Source organism: Mucilaginibacter endophyticus (assembly GCF_003351025.1).
Lineage (GTDB): Bacteria > Bacteroidota > Bacteroidia > Sphingobacteriales > Sphingobacteriaceae > Mucilaginibacter > Mucilaginibacter endophyticus.
The window spans coordinates 233,942-260,880 of record NZ_QPCG01000002.1 but is presented as its reverse complement, the minus strand read 5'-3'; the positions used below and the strand labels follow the sequence as shown (position 1 = coordinate 260,880).

22 protein-coding genes are annotated in these 26,939 nt (G+C 42.1%); 5 read left to right on the top strand and 17 right to left on the bottom strand.

What is annotated here, in order from left to right; translation table 11 throughout:
• Positions 1 to 25: 25 nt before the first annotated feature.
• The 4 genes from DUL71_RS08565 to DUL71_RS08550 form a co-directional block, all read right to left on the bottom strand.
• Positions 26 to 1,078 carry a hypothetical protein gene (locus DUL71_RS08565; protein WP_114937713.1) on the bottom strand — a complete coding sequence of 351 codons (1,053 nt, stop codon included), beginning with the start codon at positions 1,076 to 1,078 and terminating at the stop codon, positions 26 to 28.
• A 237-nt stretch (positions 1,079 to 1,315) separates the two neighbouring features.
• Entirely contained in the window at positions 1,316 to 2,596 is a 1,281-nt protein-coding gene (locus DUL71_RS08560; protein ID WP_114937712.1) for a serine hydrolase domain-containing protein, read from the bottom strand.
• Positions 2,597 to 2,636: 40 nt separating this feature from the next.
• The gene (locus DUL71_RS08555; RefSeq protein WP_112566639.1) at positions 2,637 to 3,650 is read right to left on the bottom strand and encodes a LacI family DNA-binding transcriptional regulator; all 1,014 of its coding nucleotides are present in this window, start codon (positions 3,648 to 3,650) and stop codon (positions 2,637 to 2,639) included.
• Between the two features lie 190 nt (positions 3,651 to 3,840).
• Entirely contained in the window at positions 3,841 to 4,686 is an 846-nt protein-coding gene (locus DUL71_RS08550) for a hypothetical protein (RefSeq protein WP_114937711.1), read from the bottom strand.
• 277 nt (positions 4,687 to 4,963) lie between these two features.
• On the opposite strand from DUL71_RS08550, the gene DUL71_RS08545 reads away from it, so the two are divergent.
• The gene (locus tag DUL71_RS08545; protein WP_244228724.1) at positions 4,964 to 6,271 is read left to right on the top strand and encodes a PQQ-dependent sugar dehydrogenase; all 1,308 of its coding nucleotides are present in this window, start codon (positions 4,964 to 4,966) and stop codon (positions 6,269 to 6,271) included.
• A gap of 2 nt (positions 6,272 to 6,273) precedes the next feature.
• Entirely contained in the window at positions 6,274 to 6,726 is a 453-nt protein-coding gene (locus DUL71_RS08540) for a c-type cytochrome (RefSeq protein WP_114937710.1), read from the top strand.
• A 57-nt stretch (positions 6,727 to 6,783) separates the two neighbouring features.
• Here DUL71_RS08540 and DUL71_RS08535 read toward each other — a convergent pair whose 3' ends face one another.
• The 9 genes from DUL71_RS08535 to DUL71_RS08495 all read right to left on the bottom strand — a co-directional run bounded on the left by DUL71_RS08535 (position 6,784) and on the right by DUL71_RS08495 (position 19,615).
• The gene (locus DUL71_RS08535; protein ID WP_114937709.1) at positions 6,784 to 7,254 is read right to left on the bottom strand and encodes a RidA family protein; all 471 of its coding nucleotides are present in this window, start codon (positions 7,252 to 7,254) and stop codon (positions 6,784 to 6,786) included.
• A gap of 43 nt (positions 7,255 to 7,297) precedes the next feature.
• Complete coding sequence (locus DUL71_RS08530; protein WP_114937708.1) at positions 7,298 to 9,034, bottom strand: carboxypeptidase-like regulatory domain-containing protein; 1,737 nt, start codon at positions 9,032 to 9,034, stop codon at positions 7,298 to 7,300.
• The gene (locus DUL71_RS08525; protein ID WP_114937707.1) at positions 9,034 to 9,996 is read right to left on the bottom strand and encodes a FecR family protein; all 963 of its coding nucleotides are present in this window, start codon (positions 9,994 to 9,996) and stop codon (positions 9,034 to 9,036) included. The genes DUL71_RS08530 and DUL71_RS08525 overlap by 1 nt, the downstream gene beginning before the upstream one ends.
• Before the next feature lies 1 nt (position 9,997).
• The gene (locus DUL71_RS08520) at positions 9,998 to 10,603 is read right to left on the bottom strand and encodes an RNA polymerase sigma-70 factor (protein WP_114937706.1); all 606 of its coding nucleotides are present in this window, start codon (positions 10,601 to 10,603) and stop codon (positions 9,998 to 10,000) included.
• 4 nt (positions 10,604 to 10,607) lie between these two features.
• Positions 10,608 to 12,989 (bottom strand): TonB-dependent receptor, encoded by a 2,382-nt coding sequence (locus DUL71_RS08515; RefSeq protein WP_114937705.1) that lies wholly within the window; start codon positions 12,987 to 12,989, stop codon positions 10,608 to 10,610.
• Positions 12,990 to 13,089: 100 nt separating this feature from the next.
• Positions 13,090 to 15,462 carry a response regulator gene (locus DUL71_RS08510; protein WP_114937704.1) on the bottom strand — a complete coding sequence of 791 codons (2,373 nt, stop codon included), beginning with the start codon at positions 15,460 to 15,462 and terminating at the stop codon, positions 13,090 to 13,092.
• Positions 15,463 to 15,753: 291 nt separating this feature from the next.
• Positions 15,754 to 17,610 carry a beta-galactosidase gene (locus DUL71_RS08505; protein WP_114937703.1) on the bottom strand — a complete coding sequence of 619 codons (1,857 nt, stop codon included), beginning with the start codon at positions 17,608 to 17,610 and terminating at the stop codon, positions 15,754 to 15,756.
• A gap of 142 nt (positions 17,611 to 17,752) precedes the next feature.
• Complete coding sequence (locus DUL71_RS08500) at positions 17,753 to 18,607, bottom strand: sigma-70 family RNA polymerase sigma factor (RefSeq protein WP_114937702.1); 855 nt, start codon at positions 18,605 to 18,607, stop codon at positions 17,753 to 17,755.
• Between the two features lie 12 nt (positions 18,608 to 18,619).
• Positions 18,620 to 19,615 carry an NAD-dependent epimerase/dehydratase family protein gene (locus tag DUL71_RS08495; protein ID WP_114937701.1) on the bottom strand — a complete coding sequence of 332 codons (996 nt, stop codon included), beginning with the start codon at positions 19,613 to 19,615 and terminating at the stop codon, positions 18,620 to 18,622.
• A 148-nt stretch (positions 19,616 to 19,763) separates the two neighbouring features.
• On the opposite strand from DUL71_RS08495, the gene DUL71_RS08490 reads away from it, so the two are divergent.
• Positions 19,764 to 20,237: an Lrp/AsnC family transcriptional regulator gene (locus tag DUL71_RS08490; RefSeq protein WP_114937700.1), complete on the top strand. Its 474-nt coding sequence runs from the start codon at positions 19,764 to 19,766 to the stop codon at positions 20,235 to 20,237.
• Between the two features lie 10 nt (positions 20,238 to 20,247).
• On the opposite strand, the gene DUL71_RS08485 is transcribed toward DUL71_RS08490, so the two are convergent.
• Complete coding sequence (locus DUL71_RS08485) at positions 20,248 to 20,556, bottom strand: hypothetical protein (RefSeq protein WP_114937699.1); 309 nt, start codon at positions 20,554 to 20,556, stop codon at positions 20,248 to 20,250.
• Positions 20,557 to 20,787: 231 nt separating this feature from the next.
• Between DUL71_RS08485 and DUL71_RS08480 the strand changes: the two genes are divergently transcribed.
• Positions 20,788 to 21,063: an ArsR/SmtB family transcription factor gene (locus DUL71_RS08480; RefSeq protein ID WP_112566598.1), complete on the top strand. Its 276-nt coding sequence runs from the start codon at positions 20,788 to 20,790 to the stop codon at positions 21,061 to 21,063.
• A 76-nt stretch (positions 21,064 to 21,139) separates the two neighbouring features.
• Complete coding sequence (locus DUL71_RS08475; protein ID WP_114937698.1) at positions 21,140 to 22,348, top strand: MFS transporter; 1,209 nt, start codon at positions 21,140 to 21,142, stop codon at positions 22,346 to 22,348.
• Between the two features lie 79 nt (positions 22,349 to 22,427).
• On the opposite strand, the gene DUL71_RS08470 is transcribed toward DUL71_RS08475, so the two are convergent.
• Genes DUL71_RS08470 through DUL71_RS08460 form a run of 3 tightly spaced genes read right to left on the bottom strand, consistent with a single transcriptional unit; the run spans position 22,428 to position 26,928 of the window.
• Positions 22,428 to 23,672: a DUF4998 domain-containing protein gene (locus tag DUL71_RS08470; protein WP_114938501.1), complete on the bottom strand. Its 1,245-nt coding sequence runs from the start codon at positions 23,670 to 23,672 to the stop codon at positions 22,428 to 22,430.
• Positions 23,673 to 23,706: 34 nt separating this feature from the next.
• Positions 23,707 to 24,912, bottom strand: coding sequence for a DUF5000 domain-containing lipoprotein (locus DUL71_RS08465; RefSeq protein WP_114937697.1), 1,206 nt, complete (start codon positions 24,910 to 24,912; stop codon positions 23,707 to 23,709).
• A 39-nt stretch (positions 24,913 to 24,951) separates the two neighbouring features.
• Positions 24,952 to 26,928, bottom strand: a complete 1,977-nt coding sequence (locus DUL71_RS08460) for a RagB/SusD family nutrient uptake outer membrane protein (RefSeq protein ID WP_114937696.1) — start codon at positions 26,926 to 26,928, stop codon at positions 24,952 to 24,954.
• Positions 26,929 to 26,939 lie beyond the last annotated feature (11 nt).

Below are 26,939 nucleotides of genomic sequence, written 5' to 3'. Positions count from 1 at the left end.
CAGCAAATTACATCCTTCTTCATTGTTAAACCCCAAGATCCTTTTTAAAGACCTCGATGTTTGCATCATCAACAATAAGAAGTGTAAAGGTTGTAAGCTGAATTTGATCGGCTGGAACGGTAAAGGTAAAATGGATTAATTTATCAGCGATTACAATATCCCCGGCAGGTATTACTACCTTGTTTATACTGATAACTAATTTCCTTTTATCTAAATTTTCGCCAGCTATTATGAAATTATTAGGAGTAGTAACACTGATTTTTTCAGGCTTTACCGAGGATACCGAAATTTTCACATCAGGTTTCATCTTATCAGGGCGATCATCTTTGGTACTAAACAAGGTCTTGAAAACCTCTTTTAGTTTCTCGGTCGCCGCATCGGTAAATAAACCAACGAAAGCTGCCATTGACATAACACCGTAGATATTCAGGTTATTGCCAGGGTCGGCAGAGCTGAGAAATCCGGCTCTGAATACAAAGTACATTATCATAGCCAGCGCGGCCGCCGTGAAAGGTTTAACAAAGTACCATAACACCCAACTACGTTTAAACTGGCCCGAACCAATAAAAGCAGTAAAAGAGGTAGTAATGTGGATCATGTTACCTAAAAAGCCTGCTGAAGCCACCAGTATTAGTATGATGGTGTTAAAATCAATGGTGTCGTTAAAATCAATTTTTACTTTTTCACATCCATTCTTTTTCAAAGAATCGGCTTTTTGAAGAAACAATTTTAATGTTGCAACTTTAACTTTATCGGAATCTTTATTTGTCGAATCTTTTTTGAAAACCACTTTACCGGCAGTTTTCTTTATTAAGTCTTCGTAAGACGATGATTTACATTGGCAACTATCCAATAGCGTGATATTAAAAGCCTTATATCGATATCGTGCAAGTTTGCCAGCGGGTGGTAGCTTGTCCGGCCAAAAAGCAACCACGATTGTTGCCGCTGCTATTATAGAGGCGATCAGTAAGACACCGGCGGTAATTTTTCCGCGTGTTGAGATTTCATTGCTAGCAACAGTTTCAGCTGATGTTGTTCCGGGCTCAGTTGTGTTTGATGGTACAGGTGCGTTGTCCATGAGATAAGGTTTAAGATTAATTTGAAAAATGGTGTCGAAAACCCAAGTTCAAAATGGCGCCTAATTAAATAACTACAAATCAGCTATTTAATAGTCTAAAATACTTTTCATTTCTTTAAGATACAATGCGTGTTTTCACCCATTTATAATAAGTATTTTTACGTATTCTTTAATATCTGCGAAAAGAAAATACATACCAGGCAATATTTAAAACCAAGCCTTAACCGGACTGATAAGTCAATCGTTCAGAGCCTGGTATACCATGGCCCTGAATTTATCCTGGATTTGGTTGTGAGGGAAAGGCCAGTTCTGTACAAACAGTAAGCAAACAAGGTGTTCTTTCGGATCAACCCAATATAACGTACCATAAAAACCACCCCAGGCGAATGAGCCTTCGCTAATGCCTAATTTTGCAGAGCTGTTTTGAGATGTTAAACCGAAGCCTAAGCCAAATTTGTCCTTGTCAGGGTTGATATTCAGATCACCTATTTGATTGGTGGTCATCAGTTCAACCGTATGGCGGGCCAGCAGACGCTGATCGTTATAAATACCTCCGTTAAGTAACATCTGCAAAAAAATTGCGTAGTCTTTTACAGTTGAGCTTAAGCCCGCGCCACCGGCGTAATAAGTGCCATTAGCCTTTGGATAATTCACATCAAACGCCGGAAAAGTAGCTTTACTCCAATTGGTGATATGACCATTTTTATCAAATGTATAAGCTGCAACCAACCTGTTTTGCTTGGCAGTTGGGATGTAAAAGTAAGTGTCATTCATTCCCAATGGTGCGAAGATGCGCTCTTTAAAAAACTGGTCGAGACTTTTACCGGATACTTTTTCTACAAGGTAACCCAGTACATCAATGTTCATTCCGTATGTCCAGCGTTCGCCCGGCTGATGTAATAAAGGTAAATGGCCAAGTTTATTCATGGCATCGGCCAATAATATCTTATCTGCCACAAAACCTGCCGGGATACTTGCCTTGGCATAAATAGCTTTCATTTTCGGCGAGCCGATCTGCGCATATTCGATACCTGAGGTATGGGTTAACAGATCGCGAATGGTTATTTCCCTTTTTGCCGGAACGCTAGTGTATGTACTATCTTTATCATTAAACTGATCAACCACTGTGGGATGCGAGAACGCAGGGAGATATTTGGAGATCGGATCATCCAGTAAAAATTTTCCTTCTTCAAAAAGCATCATGACGGCTACACTGGTAATAGCCTTTGTTTGCGATGCTATACGAAAGATAGCATCGCTGGTCATTAACCGCTTTTGATCTTCATCGGCCAGTCCGAATGACTTATTGTAAACTATTTTGCCATCGCGGGCTATGAAGCCGACGGCCCCCTTTACATATCCCGAATCGATATTCTGCTCAATCATAGCATCTATCCGTTTTAGCCTTTCGGGCGAAAACTTTGCAGATGCAGGGTCGGCATTTTTCAAAACACTGCCCTGGGCAAATACGTTGGCTGCAAATGCGGCCAACAATAAAAAAGTAAAGGCTCTTTTCATCACGCGAAATCCGGGTTTATTGGTGATGCAAAATAGTTATTTACCTTGATGAATCCCGCTCAATTAGTTCAGTGGCAAGTGTTATGTGCTGATTTTTTTCTTCGGGAGTTGTGGCATTCAGCCTTTCCATCAAAAGTTTGATCACGTTATCGGCTATTTCATCAATTGGCTGGGCTATAGCGGTAACGGCCGGAGTGTACAGCTCAAAAAGTTCATAATCATCAAAAGCGATCAAGGCGATATCGCCCGGAACGTTTTTGCCCGCTTTTCTGGTAGCCTTTAATCCGCACTTGCCCAAGTGATTATTGGCGAATAGTATAGCATCAACATCTTTATGGCTTTCAAAAAAATCGAGTATCAGCTTAAGTATCTCCTGGTCAGTCGCGTGAAAATCAACCTCAATAATATGAGGTTTTAGCTTACTTTGGCGTATGGCTTTTTCATAACCTTCAAGCCTTTCTATCATTTGGGTTTGGATAGAGCTGTAAGTTATGAAAGCAATGTTTTTGTGCCCTTTATCAATCAGGTATTGTGTAGCATTAAACGTGCTGAAGAGGTTATCAACCACCACATAATCAGTAGCCACTTTAGGCAAGTACCGGTCAAAAAGCACAACCGGGAAACCATCTTTGATCAGGTCACTGATATCTTCTTCGATATTATCGGGAGGAGTAATAATGTATCCGTCAACATGCCTGTCGCGAAACATGGCTATTAGCTCCTGGGTTTTTTGTGTGTCATTATCTGTACTGCTGTAAATGATCTTATAACCGCTTTGATAAGCCAGATCTTCGATGCGGCGGGCTATGGTAGCAAAGAAATGATTGGAAATATCCTGCACCAATAAGCCTATGATATTTGATTTCCCCGTACGCAAGCTTTTGGCCAACGAATTGGGTTTATAGCCAACTTCTTTTACATATTGCAGCACGCGCTTTACCAATTCATCGCTAATACGTTTTTCCTGCGCACGGCCATTAAGGATAAAAGAAACCGTGGTTTTAGATATATTCAGGCTATTGGCAATGTCAACTATAGATAATTTTTTCTTCAAGAGCTTAGTATTTTAAACCAAATATATAATATTAATGGTAATGCTAAACAGGTTTAGTAGATAATAAATGGTTTATTTTGCTTATTAGTTTAATACAGGCAGAACAAGCTCTGAATGCTGTAAATGCTTATAAAACAAAAAGCCGCCCATAACGGGCGACTCTTCAGTTAATATATAGGGAGTTAGAATATTAAAACCTGCGCATACCTCTGCCTGAATTTCCGTTTTGGGTAAAGCGTTCGCCGCCATTACCCCTGTCAAATCCGCCACCGCCGTTTGATGGACGGCCGCCCCAATTGCCACGGTTGCCGTGGTCGCCATTATTTTGTTGTTGCTGTTGTCCATTGCCCCAATTGCCATGATTATCATGATTGCCATTATTAGGTTGCTGACCATTGCCCCAGTTGCCACGGTTGTCATGGTTGTTGTTGCCATTACCCCAGTTGCCACGATTATCACGATTGCCCCAGCCACGATTATCTCTGCCATTGTTGTCCCAGTTACCACGGTTATCATACGGATTAGGCCTTCTACCCCATCCGCCACGGTCACCACCCCAGCCGGGGCGATAAGCATAACCGTTAGCAGGTCTTCTGTCAAAGCGATGGCCCCAGTTACCACGGTCGCCCATGTAACCGCCCCACCTTTGCCTATAATAATCGTGATGCATAAACGGACGAGGAGCCCTCACTTCGTAACGTACAGCGGTACGCCAGTTGTAATCTCTGTAAGCGCCAGGCAGATAAGCACAGCTTACCCAACGACTACCGTCATTATAATAGTAACATCCTGTGCCTACATTGTAATAAGCCTCAACCTCTGGTAAATAGTAGTAATCATCATCATCGCTAACATTTACGTTATCATCGTAAACGGGCTCGTCTTCAATTACTGGTGGAGGTGGCGGCGGAGAAGTTGGTACATAAACGCGGTGTGCCGGAATATTAATGCCAAATTGTATAGATACCTGAGCGTTGGCTTTGCTGATAAATAAGCTTCCGGCTGCTATTGCTGATAATATGACTAACTTCTTCATAATTGTAAATTTTATACAGTTAGGACGATAGATTTTAGCGATGGTTTAATCAAACGTTGCTTTATGTGTTAAAACATTAGTTGATTGATACTATATTTTACACATGACTACTTTTGTAAAATTTTATTCTAAGAAACGGACATTGCAATCTATTGCCACCGAATTTTATTAAGGTTATGATGTTTAAATAAAAAACACACTGTCACTTTAATACTACAAAACAGATTTTAGGATTATAGGTATATTTACTTAATTTGATAATCTTTAATCAGTTACCATGAAAAACCGCAACTTATTACGTTCCATGCTGCCTATAGCAGTTATGGGAAGCTTTATGTTTTTTACAGCCTGTAAAAGCAATAGCGACTCAAAAAAAACCGGCGACAGCACCTCTACACCTGCTTCGACAACAGAGAACGCCGGCCTTAAGACTCCTGAGGGCTTTAGCGCCAGCATTATTGCCGAAAAACTTGGTGGTACACGCCACATTGCGATTACCCCGCAAGGCGATATTTACGTAAAGCTCACCAACGTTAAGAACAACAAGGGCATATTAATGCTGCACGAAGAAGGTGGCAAAGCTTCTGTTAAAAACAGTTTTGGTGCGTATAGTGGTACCGGTATGTCAATCAAAAATGGTTACCTGTACGCGTCATCAGATGAAGAGGTTTTTCGTTATAAACTGAATGACAAAAGTGAAGTGATCAACCCTGATCAGCCTGAAAAAATTGTAACCGGACTTATCAGCCGTCATGAGCACGAAGCAAAAGCCATTACGCTTGATAATGAAGGCAATATCTACGTTAATATTGGTGCATATTCAAACGCCTGCCAGGTTGAAGATCGTAAAAAAGGCTCTCCTGGTCAAAAGGGCTGCCCTATTTTAGATTCGGCTGGTGGTATCTGGCAATTTAAGGCCGATAAGTTGAACCAGCATTATGGTGATGGAGTGCGTTATGCCACAGGCTTACGTAATGTTGTAGGCATCACCTGGAACCAGCAAAACAATCAGCTTTTTGTAATGCAGCATGGTCGCGATCAGCTTTATGAATTTTATCCTCAATATTTTACTGCAAAACAATCGTCTATTTTGCCTGCCGAATGTATGTACGCTTTGAAAAAAGGAGATAATGCCGGTTGGCCTTACATGTATTATGACCAGGAACAGCATAAAAAAATGTTAATGCCTGAGTATGGTGGTGATGGCAAAATTGAAGGTGGAAAAGATGCCATTGACCCGGCTGCTGCTTATCCCGGTCACCTCGCTCCAAATGGCTTGTTATTTTATACCGGCGATCAATTCCCGGCAAAATATAAAAATGGCGCTTTCATAGCATTCCATGGATCGTGGAACCGTGCACCTGAACCACAGGCAGGTTACTTTGTAGTATTTCAGCCATTTAAAGATGGTAAGCCTGATGGCCAGTGGGAAGTTTTTGCTGATGGCTTTTCGGGTTCTGCAGCGAATACGGCTTCAGGGGCTGCAGCCCACCGTCCATGCGGTTTAGCACAAGGCCCTGATGGTTCGCTGTATGTTACTGATGATGTGGCCGGAAATATTTACAAAATCACTTATAAAAAATAACAATGGACTTTAAAAAAGCCCTTCTGCTATTATTCATCATAGTATTTACAAGCCTTGCTTCGCAAGCGCAAACCAAACATAAAAAACCGGCAGCCAGGAAACCAGCTGCCGGTTTTAAGACATCCATAACCAGAGGACAGGCGCTTTTTACTCAATATTGCGTGGCTTGTCACCAGGCAGATGGCTTGGGCGTGCCACATATGAACCCTCCATTGGTTAAAACCACCTATGTATTGGGCGACAAAAACAAGCTTATTAAAATAGTGCTTAATGGCTTTGATGAAGACGTAGAGATAAACGGTGAAACCTATTCAAATACCATGGCTGCGCATGATTTTATGAAGGATCAGGAAATTGCCGATGTGTTAACGTACGTGCGCAACAGCTTTGGCAATAAGGCAAGTGGCGTTACCGCTGCCCAGGTAAAAACTACAAGGGCAACTAATAAAAAGTAGTCGACTATTCAGACTTACGAAGTTTCCAAAACTTCGTAAGTCTTTGTTATTATCGTCTTACCTTTTCCTGATAATTGCGGTCGCTTTTATCTCAATTAAAATATCATCTCTAAAAAGCTTGCTCACTTGTACCAGTGTACTTGCCGGTGGCTGTTTGGTGTTTACAAACTTATCCCTGATATTGCGTACCAACTGAACCTGTGATGCATCCATCAGGTAGTAATTCAACTCAACCAGATCATTCATGGAGCCGCCGGCAGCTTCAACTATGTTTTTGATATTGGTAAATACCTGCTCAGTCTGGCTGGTCAGGTCGCCGTTGCCGGCAAGCTTGCCATCTTTATCCAAACCAACCTGGCCCGACATGATGACCATCTTGTTTTTACCTAAGTCGATAATTGCTGCGTGTGAATATCCGAAGGGCTTGCCGACTGTAACAGGGTTTAAAAAAGTTATGTCTTTGTTGGCTTCCTGTGCAAAGCAAGCTGACGAAACACATAATAAAATGAGGAACAGGAGTTTTTTCATACGATGATTTTTATCACACAAAATTGAACATCTTGCCGCAAACTTACAATATGGTAATACCTGCCGACCAGCCAATCCATCCTTTTGTACGGTTACCCCAATCAATCAAACCCGACTTGTTTTTTATGATTTGCTGAATATCACTATCTCCGGGATGATCGCCATAGTTGGTATAAAGGTTAAAGGACGGGCCTGCAAAAAAGCCAACTTTTGAACCCGCTTTAAAATTCAATAAAGCGCTTACCCGGTTTATTTGATTTTGATTTTTCCAACCTTTGGCAAACAATAAATGTGTTGATCCTTCGGCAGATAAAAACAGACTGTTGCTAAAAATAAAATCGTGTCCTAAACCCCAGCCAGCGCTGTAAAATGTATGCTTATCAGTAAAATTAACGCCTCCGGATAATACAGAATACAGCTTGGCATTACCGGATTTAAAAGCGATGTTGGCAGTGGTGATTTCATTGCTGTATACCTGAATTTTAGCATAACCATTACGGGATATATTTATCAAACCAATACCATAGCCATCAAGAGTGTCGGCAATGTTCACCAGCGCAAATGAAGCGCCTTTTATTACACGGGCTTTATTAAAAATTCCCGCTACCTGCATTCCGCTTGCTTCATTACCTGTGACATTTGCTATCCCGGCAATACTAAAACCCGTATTGTTTTTATGAGTGTAATTACAAATACCGGCCGCCTGGAAACCTTTGGCATTGCCGTTTACATGATTAAAGACCCCGGCAAGCTGTACACCTTTAAGGCTATCCTTTACCATATTATAAATACCCCCTGCCTGAATACCGGTCATATTTTTTTGATCATTATTACTTACGGCAGCCAGTTGAACTCCTTTGCTATTACCTCCCACAACATTGAAAAGACCGGCTGCCTGAACATATTTAACATCCTGCTTGTTAATATTAAATAGCCCGCCAAGCTCAACGCCATTAACGCCTCCGTTATATCCCCCTAAAAGATTGAACGAAAAGTTATTAACTATTTGCCCGCTCATGATACCGTGGCTCCCCAAACTTGGCACAAGCGAAGCCTGTACCGGAACTGTTGAAAGGTACCCGCCCAGGTTGAGGTTCTGTATTTTTTGCCCTGATGAAAGAAATATCCTGCCGAGCCAACTCCTGTCTGATTTTGAATTTGCTGCATCCGCACTATAATAGTACTCGCGCGGCTTTATTGATACATTTACGTTGCTTAAAAGGTTGATACTGGTATCACGATAAAGTTCCTTGCTTACATTAAGCGTGATCATGCCATTGGCTTTTATTTTAAGCTGAAAATGTCCGTTCTGATCGGTAAGTGTCGACTCGAGGGAATTTCTTTCATACACGCTGGCATTGTAAAGTTTTTTGCCGGTTATATCATCATACACGTAGCCACTTATATAATAAACACTACCGGGCCCAGCTAACGTATCCGGTACAAGGCTCAACCTGTACGGAGTAGGCCGGAGTATAATATACCCCGGCGATTCTTTATAATCAACCTTGCCGTGAAACAGTTCATCAAGCAGGCTTTTGATAGTTTGACCTGAAGATGTCATGCTAACTACGCTATCAGTTTTAATGACATCATTGCTGTACGAGAAATAAAACTTCCCTTTTTCGCCGATAATGGTCAGGATCTCGGCTATCTTTTTTTGTTTAACATTAAGCGCTACTGTACGGTTCAGGTTATCCTGTGCAAGTGCATTGGTAATGAGCAGACAGCCCGCCAATACCAGCATGATATAAAATAATATGTTTAGTTTCTTTTCCATCAGTTTTTGATTATGATGAGATGAGGTTTTTTGATCACTTTAACATCGCCAAGGGTTTTGCTTACGATATCTAATATTCCATCGAGCGAATCTGCTTTGAATGTGGTTGTTATTGTTCTGTTAGCCAGTTTTTTATTATCTATCACGATATTCGCCTTGTAGACCTCGTTAAGCACATCAACCAAGCGCCACAGCGGTGTTTTATTAGCCACAAACTTTTGCGTACGGTAGTAATTATACAACTCGTCCTGGCTGTTCCCTTTTTGCATACGGCCATTTTGTACTGATGCTTTCTCCTTAGGTTTTAGCTTCACTACAATCTCTTGCTGAATTACCTGTACCACGCCGGTTTCAACTATAACCTCCGTGTTTGGGCCTGTAGCCTTGATATTGAATGACGTACCAACCACTTTTACAACCACATCATTCACGTGAATCATAAATGGTTTTGATTTATCATGGGCTACATCAAAAAAGGCTTCTCCTTTTAATGAGATTTCCCTGGTATCCCCGGTAAACTTATCCGGATAATGCAATACCGAGTTTTTATTCATAGTGATAAGCGAGCCATCCGATAAAATAACCTTACGTACCACATTGCCGCTTTGCAGTGTAAGCATATTGGCCTTGGCAGGTTTAAATATAGTATACAATACGCCTGCGCTCCCTAATATTACCAGCCATACAGCGGCAATTTTAAGCCAGCGGTTTACGGGGTTCAGCGTTTTAATTTTTACAGAGGCCTCGCTCCTGCTTTGTGCCAACTGTTTAAATTCGGCCCATGAGGTTTCGGGATCAAGCTTGCTTTCAATCTTAAGTTCGCGGCTTGTATTCCAGATCAGTTTAAAATGATCGAAGTACTTCCTGTTATCGTCATTTTCGCTAAGCCAGCGGTTGATGGTTTCATTCTCAACCGACGTGGTTTCGTTCAGCATGTATTTGGTTAATAATTCGTCCATCATCTTAAATAATATTAAAAGCCCTGCTAATAACCCAAATGAATAACGGCAGGTAATCAACTAATTTGAACCGCAATGTTTTAAGGGCTTTGCCCATCTGGTTTTCTACTGTTTTTATAGAGATGCCTAACTCGTCGGCAATTTCCTGATATTTTAAGTCCTCAAACCGGCTTAGCTGAAATACAGTACGGCATTTTTCAGGCAGATCATTAAGGGCCTGTTGCAATTTCTCTTTAAGGTCAAGCAGCTCCATGCCTGTGCCTTCGTCCACTTTATCCTTCGTCATATACACTACATGTTGCTGGTGATTTATTTTTACTTTTTGATGCCTGAGGTTATTAAGGCATTCGTTGTACACGGCCCCGTACAGGTAAGCCTTTATTGAGCCGGAGATATTCAACCGCTCTTTACGTTCCCAAAGCCGCATGAAAACGTTTTGTACCATCCCTTTCGCCGTATCTTCATCCCTTAAAATGGAGATGGCATACACGTGCAATGGCCTGATGAAGTGTTTATACACCTTTTCGAAGGTGGCTTCATCGCCCGAGAGCAGCAGCGGGATTACTTGTTCGTTATTTAAATCCAAAATATGATCAGTTTGGGTTAACATTTTATTAAATCTCAATGCGATAATTAATGGTTGGAAGTATGCCTATCCATTTATTTTTTTCAATTATCCGCTTGCTTTGGTTATAAAATAAACCAACGTTATTACGTCTGTTAAGCAGGTTCTGAATATCAAGCAGTAAAAAGTGCGATACTTTTTTACTGTTGATCCTGTAACTGACCGAGAAATCGACACGAATATAGGGATCGGCCGTTAATGTGTTGGTTTTGGACTGATCAATTACCTGCTCGTCACGCTGAAAGGTTTCATCAACTAAAATAGGTGTATACTTTCGTCCGCCCGCGTAAATAACCTTTCCGTTTAAACCGAACAGGTTTTTATGATTGGGCCCTGTAGCCCACTCTTTACCTGCCACTAAATTGGTTACATATTGGGTATTAAAGGTGGTATTAAACTCCTGTCCGCTCAGGGCTTTGTATTTTGAATTGAACACAGATGAGGTGATCATAAAATAATACCCTTTGTTTAATGACCGCTCTACTGAAAACTCAATGCCATAGTTTTTGCCCGTTCCTTTATTCACCAGCGAATGATAATCTGTACCGCTGATAGCTGAATTATCAGATACGTTTAGCACCGAGAAATTATTGGCTGGATCGCTGGATACAGGTACGTCATACAGATGCTGATAATATGCCTCCGTTTTAAATTTCAGGTGACCGGAAAACAGCTTTTCATAACCAAGCACCAATTGCGCTGATTTAGTTGGTGAAAGTTTGGTGCTTACAGCGTCATTTGATTCGGCACTTTTAGCAAAATAAAAAGATAATGGTTCAAGTCTGCTGTAAACGCCACCCGCTAAAGATACCTCCTGATCTGGTGTTACATGCCAGTTTAGACCGGCTCTTGGTTCATAGCTCCACGTTTTGCTCAGGTCGAAATAATTAACATGGATCCCTGTATTCAAACTCAGCTTATTGCCAAACTCGTGTTTGTTTTGTATAAAGCCATCAAAGGTTGCAGCATCACCTTTTTGATTTAGAAGTTCTTTAAGATCATGGGTGTCACGCTGATATTCCAGGTCATATAAATTATAAGTTAGAAATCCTGCATTTAAACCTGCACGGATATTGTTGTTTTCGCCCGTACGATAATTTACTACACCTGCATAGCGAATAGCTGTATTATCATAATGATTTTTCTGCAGCAGGCTCGGTTGAAATTTAGATGTAAGACTATCAACCCTTGATGCATTACGGCTCCCGGAGAAAGACACAATATTGCTGAAATTAAGCCTGTTATTAGCAATGTAAATATTCTTCAGCCCAACGCTTCCGGCTTTATAATTATAGCGGAGATCGTATGAATCCATCCGTTCATCCCATTTGGTGGTATCACGTTTGGCATCGGTATTTACATTGCCGGTCCCGCCTACGCCAAATACAGAAAATGTACCGATACTTTTTGTTGGGAAAACAAGATTGAAGGACAAGTCCTGATATTGTGGAACGCCCGAATCAGATACATCAACGCCTACAGCTTTAAGCAACCCGAGTGTTGAATAACGATAGCTCACTAAATAAGAAGCGTTGCCACCCTTAATAAACGGCCCTTCCATGGTGGCTCCAAGTCCTAATACACCTGCGGTAAAGGTATATTCGCGCTTATCTATATTGCCCTTTCTGAAGCGGAGATCAAAAACACCTGCCGTGGCGTTGTTATATTCAGCAGCAAGCGCCCCTGTATAAAAATCCGAAGTGCCTATTACGGTTGAGTTAAGCATACTTACCCCGCCACCTGCCGAACCCTCATTATTAAAATGATTGGGACTGATAATTTCAATTCCTTCCAGCCGCCATTGCAAGCTTTTAGGTGAATTGCCCCGAACAATAATTTCATTATTGTCGCCGCCGGCTACCACACCGGCAAATCCCTGCGCCATACGCGCAGGATCAAAAAGCGCACCTGCATAACGGTTGGTTTCTTCGGGCGAAAATGACCTGCCGCTGGCCATTGCCATTGAATTAATGGGTCGTTTGTTTGATGTCGCGCTTACAACAACTTCGTTAAGTTGTGTATTAGTCGCTTCCAGTTCAATATTCAGTTCTATTTCCTTACCGGTTGTCACCAACACATCTGATAATACCACTTTATTGAAGCCGGCGTAGCTAATCTCAACTATCTGCCTGCCAATGGGCACCTGTGTTATATGAAAAACTCCATTAGCATCGGTAATACCTGCTCTTTCGGGGTGTACAGAAACAACTTTTACAGTAACACCCGGCATCGTGAGTTTCGAGCTTTTCTCAATAATGTTACCTTTTATAGTTTGGGTAAAGATTGTTTCACCGGACTTAACCTGGGCCGCACCTTTTAAACCCGTTATCAGCAAAATAAGTAATAGTAATAAGGAAGATAACCTGTTCATTTTAGTAAAATTTCTCCTGAAACACGCCAGGATCATTTTACCCCTATGAGCAAATGATTTTTTTATTGAGATATAGAAGGGATTTTATTCCAGATGATATTTATACGTGCTCTTGTTTAAAAACATAGTGCAGTACTTTACTATGCAGTTCATCGGGCAAAAACGGTTTCATGACGATATCATTAAATCCGATCTTAAAGGCTTCTTCTTCAACGTCTTTAGGTAAGTTGGCGGTAAGCGCTATGATTGGAATATTTACGCCATTAGCCCTTATCTTTTTTGTCGATTCATATCCATCCATTACCGGCATCTGTAAATCCATCAATATGAGCCTATGTTTTGATGTGTCAAGCTTATCCAAAGCTTCTAAGCCGTTGGTGGCCACATCTGTAGCGGCTCCCCAACGTTTTAAATAAGTTTGGGCAACCATTACATTCATCGGGTTATCGTCAACCAACAAAATAGAAATTCCGTTAAGAAGTTTATCTGTTTCGTCGGGCTTAGCTTTTACATTGATATGTTCCTGTTGCTTTGCTGCCTTGTCAAAGGTTTGAATAAAATAGAATATCGATCCGACACCTTCTTCGCTGATCAGTTGCAGGGATGAGTTTTGTAACTCTAATATTTTTTTACTGATAGCAAGACCTAAGCCTGTTCCCCCAAAACTGCGTGATATGGACGAATCGGCCTGGGTAAAGCGTTCAAATATGAGTTTCTGCTTGCCCCGGGGTATGCCGATACCCGTATCCTTTACAAAGATCATCAACGTGGCGGTTGTTTCCGTTTGTTCCTTCACCTCTACTCCTAAAACCACCTCACCGCTCGGCGTAAATTTGATTGCGTTATGAACAAGGTTAGTGATTACCTGCGACAAGCGGGTCGGGTCGCCGAGCAGTTTATGCTGTAGCTTTTTATCAAAATCGAGCCGCAGCGTAATATCCTTATCGTGGGCCGCGGTTTGCAAGCCGCCTACAACATTCCGGGCTATTGCAGCCAGGTCCATTTCAATATGCTCAAATGTTATTTTCCCTGCCTCAATCTTATTGTAATCAAGCACGTCGTTCACTATCGCCAACAGATTATTGGCCGAAAAAAGCATAACATCGAGATGCTCAATCTGATCTTTTCGTGGTTCGTTCTTGAGCAGTAAGTGGCTCATGCCTATTACCGAATTGAGCGGTGTACGGATCTCGTGGCTCATGGTACTCAAAAACTCACTTTTGGCCTTTAAGCCCTGCTCTGCTTCAGCCCTTGCCTTTTTCAATACAAACGATACCCTGTGGGCCAGCACTAAAGATTGCAGGAAGAAAAACGCCAGGTATCCCAAAAAACTAACCAATTGCAATGGCGGTATAAGCGCCCAATAATGAAACAGCGAGATCCCAAATACCGACATCAAGGCAAACGCGCTCATTAACGCGTAAACAGATCCCGGTCTGTTATAACGCCAGGCCCTTGAATATACGTAAGGGATATAGATCAGGCAAAAAAGCATGACCACTAAAAATGGATTAACCAGCTGTGTGAAAATTAACGGCGGGCTAAACAGTGTGATTAAAGCGAACGAAAAGCTAATACCATTAATGATATTAACAATCCGGTTGTTTACATCGGCTGGATATAAATATAATGTGTAAAGGCCAAATATACCTATCCCCAAAAACAGGCTTATGTACTCCATACGTGCTGTTATATACCAGTTGATATCTGGCAACAGCGTATGTAATACGTAGTTATCCGTTCCAATGATACGGTAACTGTAAATCATCGAAAACAGGGCAAAGAGTAAAATTGCTTTATCTCGACTGCCCAACAGGTATAAGCCAAGGAAAAATAAACCACCCATCAGTAAACATCCCGTCAGCATCAGATCAATACCTTCAGCTTGGTGCCTCGCAAGGTCAATCTTTTCGGCCGGGCCTATAAATATTGGTTTACCGATTCCTCCTTTACTATGTACAAAGTTGGATATCTGTAAAGTGATATTGATGGTATCGGCATTAGGCAGATTAATGGCGTGATATTCCCAATGAGCTTCAAAACCTTTTGCGGTAGTGGTAACCTTGCCGTTTGATGATGCTAATTTACCGTTTACATAAAGCCTGTAAGCACTGTAAACGTCAGGCATCCCAAGTTTCAATTCAGGATGTTTAGCAGGAAGCAAAATTTTAAGCAGGTAAGTTCCGTAACCAAAGGCCGGTAGTTTTTTTCCCCGCCAGATATAACCGTTCCATTTAAACGGAAATTCCACTAACAACCTGTCTTTAATACCAACTGTGTCGTCATTGGGGTTGACCAACTGGTTCCAGTAAAATAACCAGTTTCCTGTTAGTTCAATTTTATCATTGATGGGCTTATTGCGAAGATCCAACACACCATGCACGGCGGCTACATAATTAGTTTGCGCAGATACATTTATTATGGTACCGGCTAACAGAACTACTATTAAACATACAACCTTAATGACTCTCATCTGATGGGGGCACTTATCATAAAATCAAAAGCTTATAAATTTGTTTGTTATATGTTATGGCAAAAGTTCATCTACCATAATTAAGCCCGAAGTTTTTATAATAAAGTGTGAATATAGTAACCCATACAGTATTTTGAAGTATTTGTTTATGCTTATTGGCTTACTTAAACACTGGGTTAAATTCAATCCTCTGACAAGTAATAATAGTTAATGTGTTGCCGCAGGTATAACAATAAAAAAGGCGACAAGATAATTTCCTGCCGCCCTTGAATAAGTTAAATTAATGAATAATTATTTACTAACCGCCCCGTCTAATACAGGCACCGTAACGGTAGCGATCTCGGTTTGTTGGCTATCATTCAGTTGGTCAAATACCACGATACTGTTTGTGCCTTTTTTTAGCCAGCACCCCGGTAAATAAAGTGTTTGCTGAGGACCTATCTTCCAGTAACGGCCAATGTTGATCCCATTTACGAATACAATACCTTTACCCCAGTTTTTCATATCTAAAAAAGTATCTCCAACTTTATTTAGCTCGAAAGTTCCCTGGTAAATTGTTGGGCGGCCAACTGTATTTGCCGAACCTGATGCAAGCGCCGGGGCTTTATCCATAGGCAGCTTGTACATTTGCCAGTTACCGGTAATTTCATGATCATCAATCTTAACAGGACTAATGATACCTTTAAGGTTGTGGATGATCTCGCCACCATAATTGATACGGCCAAGATTCTCAACCAAAATATCCAAACGGGCATTAAAAGGAACGTTTATAGGGCAGCTGAATTTGTTACCTTGCCTGTTAAGCTCGCCAACTTTTTCACCGTTTACATATATAGTAGCATAGTCACGCAAGCCTTCCAGGTTTAAGGTACCATTAATTGGTTGTGTAAATTTGCGGCTGTACAATACGTAGCCATGCCCCTGGTTGAGCGCCTCAAATGTTTGAGGGGTATCGCTTTCTACTGCCTGCTGATTTTTGGCTAGTTCAAGCAAATCCGTCGTCTTAGTTAGTCTTATCGCCGGGATCTGGATAACAGGAATTTGGGCAGGCACTTCAGGAATAGAATATGCCGCATATTTTTTCATCAGGTTACGGATAGCGGTAAATTTAGATGTTACCCAACCAGCTTCACTTATCGGAGCATCATAATCGTAACTGGTAATGTCTGGCTGAATCTGATGCTCTTTATCATAGTTGGCCCCGCTTGTAAAGCCAAAATTGGTGCCACCATGTGCCATGTAGATATTAAACGATACGGTATCCTTCAAATACTTTTCCAGGTCTTTAATTACTGAAGTTTCAGATACTTTTTCAAATTTTTCGCCCCAGTGATCAAGCCAGCCCGGGTAGTATTCGGCTACCATGTAAGGGCCTTTGCCCTCGTTGTATTGGTTAATGAGTTTTTTCAGATTTTTGGTATCACCCTCGCCATTGGCAGTTGGCAAAGCGCCGCTGATTACGCCGCCCTGAAATAACCAGTCGCCATCCGAAGTAAACAATGGTACATCAACGCCTGATTTTAGCAGCAGATCCTTTATAGCAGCGCTATAAATTTTGTGATCGGCAAGTGGTACATCCTTGCGCTGGGCTACGTACGATCCAAACTCATTTTCGGCCTGAACCATAATAATAGGCCCACCATGAGTAATTTGCAAATCCTGAACCTGGCCCATTAACTGATTAATGTAAGTTTTGCACGAGTCCAAAAAGCGATCGTTCTTACTACGAATAACCAATTGTTTATCGTTTTGAAGCCACCACGGATAACCACCAAACTCCCACTCGGCGCAGGCATAAGGGCCTGGTCTTAATATTACCATTAAACCCTCCTGTTGTGCAGTTTTTATAAACTCACGGATGTCACGGTTATCTGTTTTAAAATCCCAAACACCGGGACTAAGCTCATGATGGTTCCAGAATACGTAAGTTGCAACCGCGTTCATGCCCATTGCCCTAAGCATTTGTAAACGTTGTTTCCAATACGTCTTAGGGATTCGGGCAAAATGCATTTCGCCCGAATGGATCTGGATAGGTTTTCCGTCGTAAATAAAATTGCCGTCAGCAATTTTAAAACTGTGCTTAGCCTGACTAAAAACCTGTGAAGTAATGAAGGTTAGCAGTAATAAAGAGAGTAGTGTTTTTTTCATTTGCGTTTGTAGCGTTTATTATGATAGATCCGGCAAGTATGCCTGTCATAATAGTTATGAGCTCCTAAGTTATAAACCTAAAATAGTAACGCCTAATTTCGGGCCGTATTTATTCAACGCAAACGTTTGCCAAACGCAAAAATTAAACTTCGAGTTTTTCTAAACTGGCTTTTTCCCTTAGCTTATCAATAGCCCGGTTTCTTAGTTGCCTCACCCGCTCCGCGCTAACTCCAAGTCGGCTACCGATTTCAGGAGCGGAGAGTTCGCTGTGCCCGTCGAGGCCATAATGATAAAATATAACTGATCGCTCGGCAGTGTTTAGCTTGCCAAGTAAATCATCAAGCTGTTGTTTCAATTGGGATGCCTCCAGAAAACTTTCGACTCCGGGTTCGTCGTTGTTTAGACGATCGAGCAAGCTATACCCGTCGTCGCCAGTTGTATCCGCCTTATCATATGAATGTGTAAAGGGGGCTACATACAGCGCTTCTTTTACTTTCCATTCGGCAGTTTCCAGAAACTCAGCTATTTCATCCTGGGCTGGCAACCGCTCAAGCTGTTGTTCTAAAACTCCGGTTGCCCTGTTAACATGGACAATCATATCCACCTGATTAGCAGGCAGGCGTATCATCCGTGTTTTATCAAGAAGTGCCTCCATTATACGCTGCCTGATCCACCATACAGCATACGAAATGAACTTGAAGCCACGGGTTTCATCAAACCGTTTAGCGGCTTCAAGCAAGCCTAAATTACCCTCGCTAATTAAATCGCCCATGGGCATGCCCTGGTGTTGATATTTTTTTGCCACCGAAACCACGAAGCGTAGATTAGCCTTCACAAGCTTATGCAAAGCAGATAGGTCACCCTGCCTGATCTTTCCGGCTAACACAACTTCTTCTTCGGCGTTTATTATTGGCTCACGTGCAATGTCGCTGAAATACATCTCCAGCGAAGCAGCGTCACGGGCGGTAATAGATTGGGTAATATTCAGGTCTCTCATTACAACCCTTGTTTAGCTCACAGTTGCAGTATTGGTATTTTTATAAACCGGAGCCAGATGCAGTAGCATATCAGTTGTCATGGCCGCAAGATCATATTTCGGTGTCCAGTTCCAATCGCGCGTTGCTGCATTATCATCAACACCGGCCGGCCACGAGTTTGCTATAGCCTGACGTTTATCGGCATCATTACTAATTGTAAAACCGGGAAGGTGTTTTTGCAATTCGATAGCAAGTTCTGCCGGTGTGAAACTCAAAGCACCGATATTATAGGCACCTCGTTCTTTAAGCACTTCGGCCGGAGCATCCATCAGTTCAAGGGTGGCCCTTACGGCATCATCCATGTACATCATAGGCAATGCAGTGTCGGGGTTCAGGTAGCAATTGTAACTTCCGTTCTGCAATGCTTCGTGGAATATAGCTACCGCATAATCAGTAGTACCGCCACCGGCCGGGGCGCTGTAGCTAATTAACCCGGGATAACGGATACTGCGTACGTCAAGTCCGTAGTGCTCCCGATAATAGGCACACCATTGTTCGCCGGCCTCTTTACTTATCCCATAAACTGTTTGCGGGTCAAGCAAAGCATCCTGCGGACTGATCTTGCGTGCCGTTGATGGCCCAAACACGGCAATGCTGCTTGGCCAGAACACTTTATCCAATTTATGATCTTTAGCAACCTCCAGGATATTCAGCAGGCTTTGCATATTCAGGTGCCAGGCCTTTAGTGGGGCTTCTTCTCCTTTTGCAGATAAAGTGGCTGCGAGGTGATAGATCTGAGTTACCCCATAGGTAATAACCAGGTTCTCCAACTCATTTTTATCCAATACATTAAGCTGATGGTATGGGCGGTTTGATTCAGATATTGAAGCGGCATCATGCAGGTCGGTAGCGATAACTTGTTTTCTGCCGTAAACGTTTCTTAATGCGGCTACCAGTTCAGTACCGATCTGCCCGCGGGCACCGGTAACAAGGATTACCGGCGATGATTGATTTGTATCGTGTTCCATAGTATTATGATGTAAAATTGTATATTCACAACCTTATAATCCATACAGAACATAAAAATTGGTTTTTAGAACCGAAAATACAATTCAAAACAGGTTTTGAAACTTTTGATAAATATTTGACGAATATCTTTTAGTTTTTGTAACTCTTATGCTTGATCAACTCGACGATACCGATATCCGCATACTTCAATTACTGCAGGAAAATGCCCGCCTTACCGGTCAGGAAATAGGACTGAAGCTCAATAAAACCACTACTCCTATTAATAACCGCATCCGCTCGTTGCAGGAACGGGGCTATATTAAAAAATATGTAGCCGTACTTGATCATGAAAAACTAGAGCTTGATTTCATGACCTTTACCCACGTACAATTGAAAGACCATAGCCAGCACAGCCTAAGTCATTTTGAAAGTGAGATCATTAAACTTCCGGAGGTATTAGAATGTTATCACCTTACAGGTGATTTTGACTTTATTTTAAAGGTAACGGTGAAAGATCGTAAAGAATATCACGATTTTTTGATGAACCGGCTTTTTGCCATCATTGCTATTGGCAAGGTAGAAACCAAATTGGTGATGAAAGCGGCAAAAACGGAAACCGCGTTACCCATCAGAAAGCATTAAGATCAAATTATCAAAAATAGCCCTCTGTTGATGCAACAAGTGTAAGTAGCTCGAGCTTTGGCTCTACTTCTAAATCGCTGGCTTCAAGCTCAGTTGCGAATTTATGGAATGATGCCAAGCTTTGTAAAACCAGGTGCGCTTCCTCATTCTCCAGCTGATCAAAATGCATGAATGTTTTGCCGTCGGGTAATAACCAGGCTGTATATTTGATGCCGGGGTGGTTTAAAGTTTTTAATTCTTCAACAATGGCCGCGATGTTACGTTGATTGGTGGCCGCGAACTCCGGGCGTGTGGTGTATTGTACTCTTACTACTTTCATATCATAAAGCTAAAGCATATACCATAAGTACAAAACAGGCAAATGTGCCAACAAACAGGGGGATTTGCGCCATATTATAACCAGCAATAGTCCTCCCACGTATTAATTTTCGAGCAGTGCTGTTTTTCATTGTCATTTCTATGTTTAAAATAGATAGAAACATTTCTATGTGTTAATATTATTATACCTTTGTATTATTAAAGCTGATTAAGTAATCAGCAAAACAAAATAATGGACAACAAAAAAATAGAGAAAATATCCAGGGCGTTAAGCGATGCGAACAGGATAGCTATTTTACAGCAGTTTAAAAAGAAGAAGGATTGCCTTTACTGCGCAGAAGTAAATGATTTACTTGATCTTACACAGCCTTCTGTATCGCATCACTTAAAACAACTGGTTGATGCCGATTTGCTTTTGCCCCAAAAAGAAGGTCGTAATCTTAAATACGTACTGAACCAGGAAGTACTTGACGAGTACATTGCCTGCCTGAACGAATTGAAAAATTAGGCATCAGTTTCTTGAAGTACATCTGACCTTTTGATCAAAAATATCGAAACTTTTAAATATTTAAATATTTCTACTCATGAATAAATCAATTTACATTATGGCCCTGGGTGCCTTTGGCATCATAACTACCGAGTTTGGAGTTATCGGCATCCTCCCCGACCTGGTAAAAGAATTTCATATATCAATTGACACGGCAGGTTGGCTACTAAGTGCTTTTGCGTTAACAGTGGCACTTGCCGGGCCTTTTACCAATATGCTTACCGCACGCCTTAACCGCAAATTTGTAATGTGCCTTGTATTGGGAATCTTCGTTATCTCCAACCTGTTATCGGCAGTGGCGCCAAACTTTACCGTACTGATGATAGCCCGCATATTGCCCGCCTTTTTGCACCCGGTATTCTGGGCGGTGTCTATGACAGCGGCAGCAAAGCAGGCAGGCCCGAAAGATGCGCCTAAGGCTATTTCGATAGTTATGGCCGGGCTGAGTGTTGCCACAGTGCTTGGCGTTCCCCTGACTACCTACATGGCCGATCTGTTTAGCTGGAGAGCTTCATTTATTGTATCAGCGATTGTCAACTTGCTGGCGTTTGGCGCTTTAACACTATTTGCTCCTTCAATGCCGGTTAACGAAGAACAAGCAAGCCCTAAAAGCCAACTGCAATTATTGCGAAATGTTCATTTATGGGTTAAGCTATTGGCTTCAACTATTATACTGGCAGGTATGTTTGCCACTTATGGTTACCTTGCCGAATACCTGGATAAGGTATCACGTATGAGCGGAGCGCAGATCAGTATTATGCTGCTGGTGTTTGGCGGTACGGGTATAGCCGGGAACTGGTTAATGGGCATTGCTTTAAGTAAAAATGTAACGCTTACTGTTCGCCTGTTTTTACTTTCATTGGTAGCAACCCATATACTGGCCTATCAGTTTGGCGGGTATTTTATTCCCATGGTCGTTATCCTTTCAGTATGGGGTTTTATACATACCGGGGGATTCCTTGCGGCCAATATACAACTTACACACGGTATTGAAGAACCTGCGCTCGACTTTGTAAACAGCTTGCTCCCCTCCTTTTTCAACGCTGGTATAACACTGGGTACCTTACTGGGTGGCTTTGTGATTGCGCATTATGGTATCCACCAGGTAATCTGGATGACCGTGCCGTTGCTTCTGCTTGCATTTAGCATGAGCTTTATTAAATCAAACGTCGGGCAGAAAGCTACATCCACAACTATTGAAGAACTACAGGAACCAGAACCCGTACAGGTAGCTATTTGCGAATAAGAGATAAACTCTGTTACTAAACTGTTGGATATAAAAACAAAAAAGTCCCTGGATTCACCGGGGACTTTTTTTATCGTCTTTAATTTTTGAAGAGTTTAATATTAAACACCGTGAAGTAACTGCCCGGATTGCCGTTCCCTACAATGTTTCCTAAAAAACCTATCGATACTACTTGTGGCGATGCAAGCGTAAAAGTAAAAGTTTTTACCTCTCTTGAATTGGGGCTTGTACTGCCTACGTTAGCACCGTTAAACAAATTCACATATCCTAAGGATGTTGAAAGGTTTGCGAGCACCGGTATGCCATTACCTCCGGCCGCTGCAATACAATAAACCGAGGAGTTTGATTGAACTTCTGAATACGCATCAAAGGAAACAATATAATTTCCGGCCGGTAATGGTGACGATGTGGCCTGATAAACAATACCGTTAACCACAGGCGTATTATTCCAGGTTTCCCAGTTAATAGTACCACCGCCATCAGAGCTGTAACCTCCGTTAATACCCCCTTTATTTTTAGCGGCCGCGTTGGTTATCCATGGCGCGGCAAGCGTTCCCCAGCGCCCGTCAAAACTATCCCTTTGGAAAGGCCCAGTATTGGTGAGGTAAATACTGGTTACATCGGCCTTAACGCTATGATCCTGGAAATCTACATAAAAAGTATCAATGGCTGTTTTATTGGGTTTAAACGCTGTACGATAGCTAATTACCCCACCTGCCTTGAATTTAGGCAACGATGTGCTTAAGCCCGTCGGCACCGAAGTGATCAATGTATCATGTTGTTTGTTTGAGACATCAGTGTATTTGATCTCCATAGAAAGCAAACCGTCATCAGCGTTAACATCGGCCCAGTTAATTAAGGCTGATCCGTCTGTTTGAAGTTCGGCTTTTGCTATACCGCGGTTAATAAGCGAGCTTTGGTACAAACTACCATACACGTTCCCCGCCAGGGTAACCGGAATGGATACGTGCCCTTCATTGTCATAGGTGCGGATCTCAAAGGTCATGATACCTTCAGGCAAATTAGGTATAAATAATTTCGCCGTATCAACCCCGCTGGTGCGCTTCACCGGCGTATCTACCGAATCCTGCTTACTGTTCCAGTATACCCTATATTTTACAATTTTAGGATCAGATGTAAAAAGGCCGGTGAGTAATACCCGGTTCCTACCCGAAAATACCTGTACCGAATCCAGTTTGCCCGGGTAAATAATTGGCCCGTTGGGCTCATATTTCTTTTTGAAATCATCCATTTTAGTGCAGGAGCTTATGATGAAGGCTGCCAGCATCAACAGATAGTATGATGTTATTTTATATAATTTCATGATGGTAATTAAATTGATAAATGCATCGGTCTTACTACTTTCCAAACAGGGTAAATTCACTGATACTCATAAAGTATGAACCCGTCCAATTTCGTAAACTCCTGATCCTGATGTACCTGTACGCACTCAATCCAGCCGGAAAATCAAAGCCCCAGCCGTCATGCGCATAGTTATAGTCGGCAGCTGTTTCTGTGCCCGATGGCGATCCTGATGGTTTTACCACGTTACAGGTCAATAATTTTGTCCATGAGGCATCAAGAGCGCCGTTTACATTTGGCGAGTTTGAGCCCCAGATTTCAAAATCCCTTAAATTTCCACGTACGTAGTACACATTACCAATTTCAATGAACGGGTTCATGATGAAACGACTGAACACACGTTGCTTGCCTAAATCGATAGTTACCATTTGTGGGCTGCCGGCACTCTCAACAGTAAAGAGACAGTTAGGCCAGCCGCCGGTAAAGTTGCCATCAAAAGTCTTAGTTACGTCGGTATATGAGTACAAATTCGTGGCGTCGCCAGGCAACACATAAGCCGACCAGTCAAGTTTCGAAAACTGCTCTTCATAAAACGGCGTAAGTTTCATAAATAACGTATCGGACCTGTTTAAAAACCTATCGCGTACAAAAAACGCGTACTTACGTTCAACAGCAGGTTGCCCCCTTACTGCTGCTTTTATCAAAACACTGTTGCTATAGATATTATCCATTCCCTTTGGCTGCACATATTGGCCGTTATTGGCAGTATCAACCATCGGCACAATAGCGAGATTATCTTTGGCTTCGTTATCGCAAGTCACGTTAAAACCACCGAAGGTAGCAGTAACTTTAAGAGATCTGTAGGCAAGTAAATAAGGCGGCGTTAATGGAGTTACAGTAACATTTACCGGTGCCGATGCCTTCTCGCTTGAATTAACGGCATATAGTTTCACTACGTGCGCAAGCGTATCGCCAAAACCGTCAACAGTTAAAGTATTGGTATAATGTGAAGCTATTACCTCGCGTGTTTTACCCGGCGAAGTTTCGTATACAGCTTTTACATAAAAGAGATCATTATCGCCAGGCAAAGTATATGTTAAAGTAGCCTCGCCGTTAAGGTTTTGCACCTGTACGTTGGAGACAACTCCCGGCGCATTATTATTGGTTATAGTTGGTTTATTGAGTGATTCCTGCTTGCAGCCAGCCATTACTATCATCAATAGTAAGGTGCAGAAAGCTGCTTGTAATTTCCTTGTTTCCATGTTAATGTTTTTAATGTTCAACATATTGTTGCTACGCGTTTACCAGTTAGGGTTTTGCACCAGGTTTTGATTAACCAGCAGGTCATTTTCCTGTATCGGCCATAAATAATCGCGTGGGATCACAAAGTGCCTTGAAAATATAGTGCGTTCACGATAATACAACTCAGGTGAATTTTCATTTATCGACCAGCCGGTTACGTTGCCATTGAGCTCAACCCCTGCGATTTTCCAGCGTAGCAGATCCCAGAAACGATGCCCTTCAAAACAAAGTTCCACGCCGCGTTCACGCTGAATAATTGAGCGCATGCCGTCTTTTGTCGTATACTTTGTTGGGTTGATACTAAAGTTTGACCACGAATCCTGAACGGTAGGCAGCCCTGCCCTGGCCCTGATCCTGTTTACATAGGTATAAACATCGGCTACCGGGCCTTGTGCTTCGTTTAGGGCTTCTGCATAAAGCAGGCAAAGGTCAGAAAGGCGCATTTCGGGCCATGGATAGTTAATATAGGTAACTGTTGCCCATTCATAGTGCCAGTTAAGTGCTTTTTTCATGTAAAAACCGGCAATAGGTATAGGCGAAGACTGTCCAACTTCGGCTCCGCGGGCTTTCATCCACCAGGTATCTTCGTCGGTTTTGGTTGGGCTATTAGCCATGTACCATACACCACGGTCAAACCCAAGGTCGGCATAATAGCGCGGCTCCCTGTCAAAGTTAAGCCTTGCGGTTGTTTCGCCTTCTTTGATGTTAAAACGTTCAGCATGTGTACCAACACGTAGCTCTGCTATGTTGCTAAAATCAAGCGTTTTATCTTCGTTGATAGGCACGCCGTTTTTTGTATAGAACATTTTGGCCATCTTTATGGTAGGGCCAAGCAGCGGACGGTTTGCCGATTTGGCAGCATCAGCATTGTTAAAGTCATACTGACCAGCACACATCGACTGGAAAAAGGAATTATAGTTGATATTGTTATCAGCAGTTAAGCCCCAGATCAATTCATCGTTCCATTTCTCGCTCATGGCATTCCTGATACTCATCTGCGTCATGGTAGTTTCACTTAGCGGAATGGTTGGCGTAGGAAATGTGTACAAGTGGATATTTTGAGATTCGCAAAAATCAATGGCCGCTTTACAGGCGTCTGCAGCGCGCTGCCATTTTTCGGCGCTATAGGTTGAATTAAACAACTGCTCACCGTCTTTATTTTTAAATGAATTATAATCGGGGTTGCCATTAAACAGCGGGCTTGCCGCAGTTACCAGCAATTTTGCTTTCATGCTCAAAGCCGCAGCTTTGGTAACACGCCCCAGCTCGCTTCCTTCGTTCCTGATAGTTAAAGGTAGTTTTCCTGCCGCAAGGTCATACAAACCAGCTATATAAGTTACCACTTCATCAACCGGTCGACGTTTTACCCGGACTTGATCAATAGGCGCATCGATAGGCAGGTTTTTATCAATAATTGGGATTGGCCCATAAGCACGGAACAACTGAAAGTGATAAAACGCCTTTAAAAACTGTGCTTCAGCAATCCAGCGTTCGCGGGTATCGATGTCAAGATCCCTCACTTTAGTTTGATCGCTTACATTTTCAATAAAAACATTACAATCGCGGATAGCTTTATAGTTGGCTGCCGCATCCCTGGTACCATTCATATAGTTGGCAATCGGATCTGATGAGTTTTGAAAGCCCCTTGGCAGTTGCAGCACGTTTGTTGACCGGATGTGATTTGCAGGGTCTTCTACCCAAACTTCGTCGCTGGCGGTTAAGCCTACGTTATAGGTAGGGTCAGTTTCTGTTGGTAGGTATGAGTAGCAGGTAAACAGGTACTTTTCTGCTTCGGTTTTTGAAACAAACGCGTTGGCTATTGTTGATACGTTATCAGGAACAACATCCAGAAATGATTTTTTACAGGATGATACCGGCACAATCATTATTAAGGCCACAATGATGAAGGTAATATTCCCTTTATGCGTGCTGCTTAATACTGAATGCTTAATTTTTTGTATAAAATTAGTTTTCATATAACTGATTT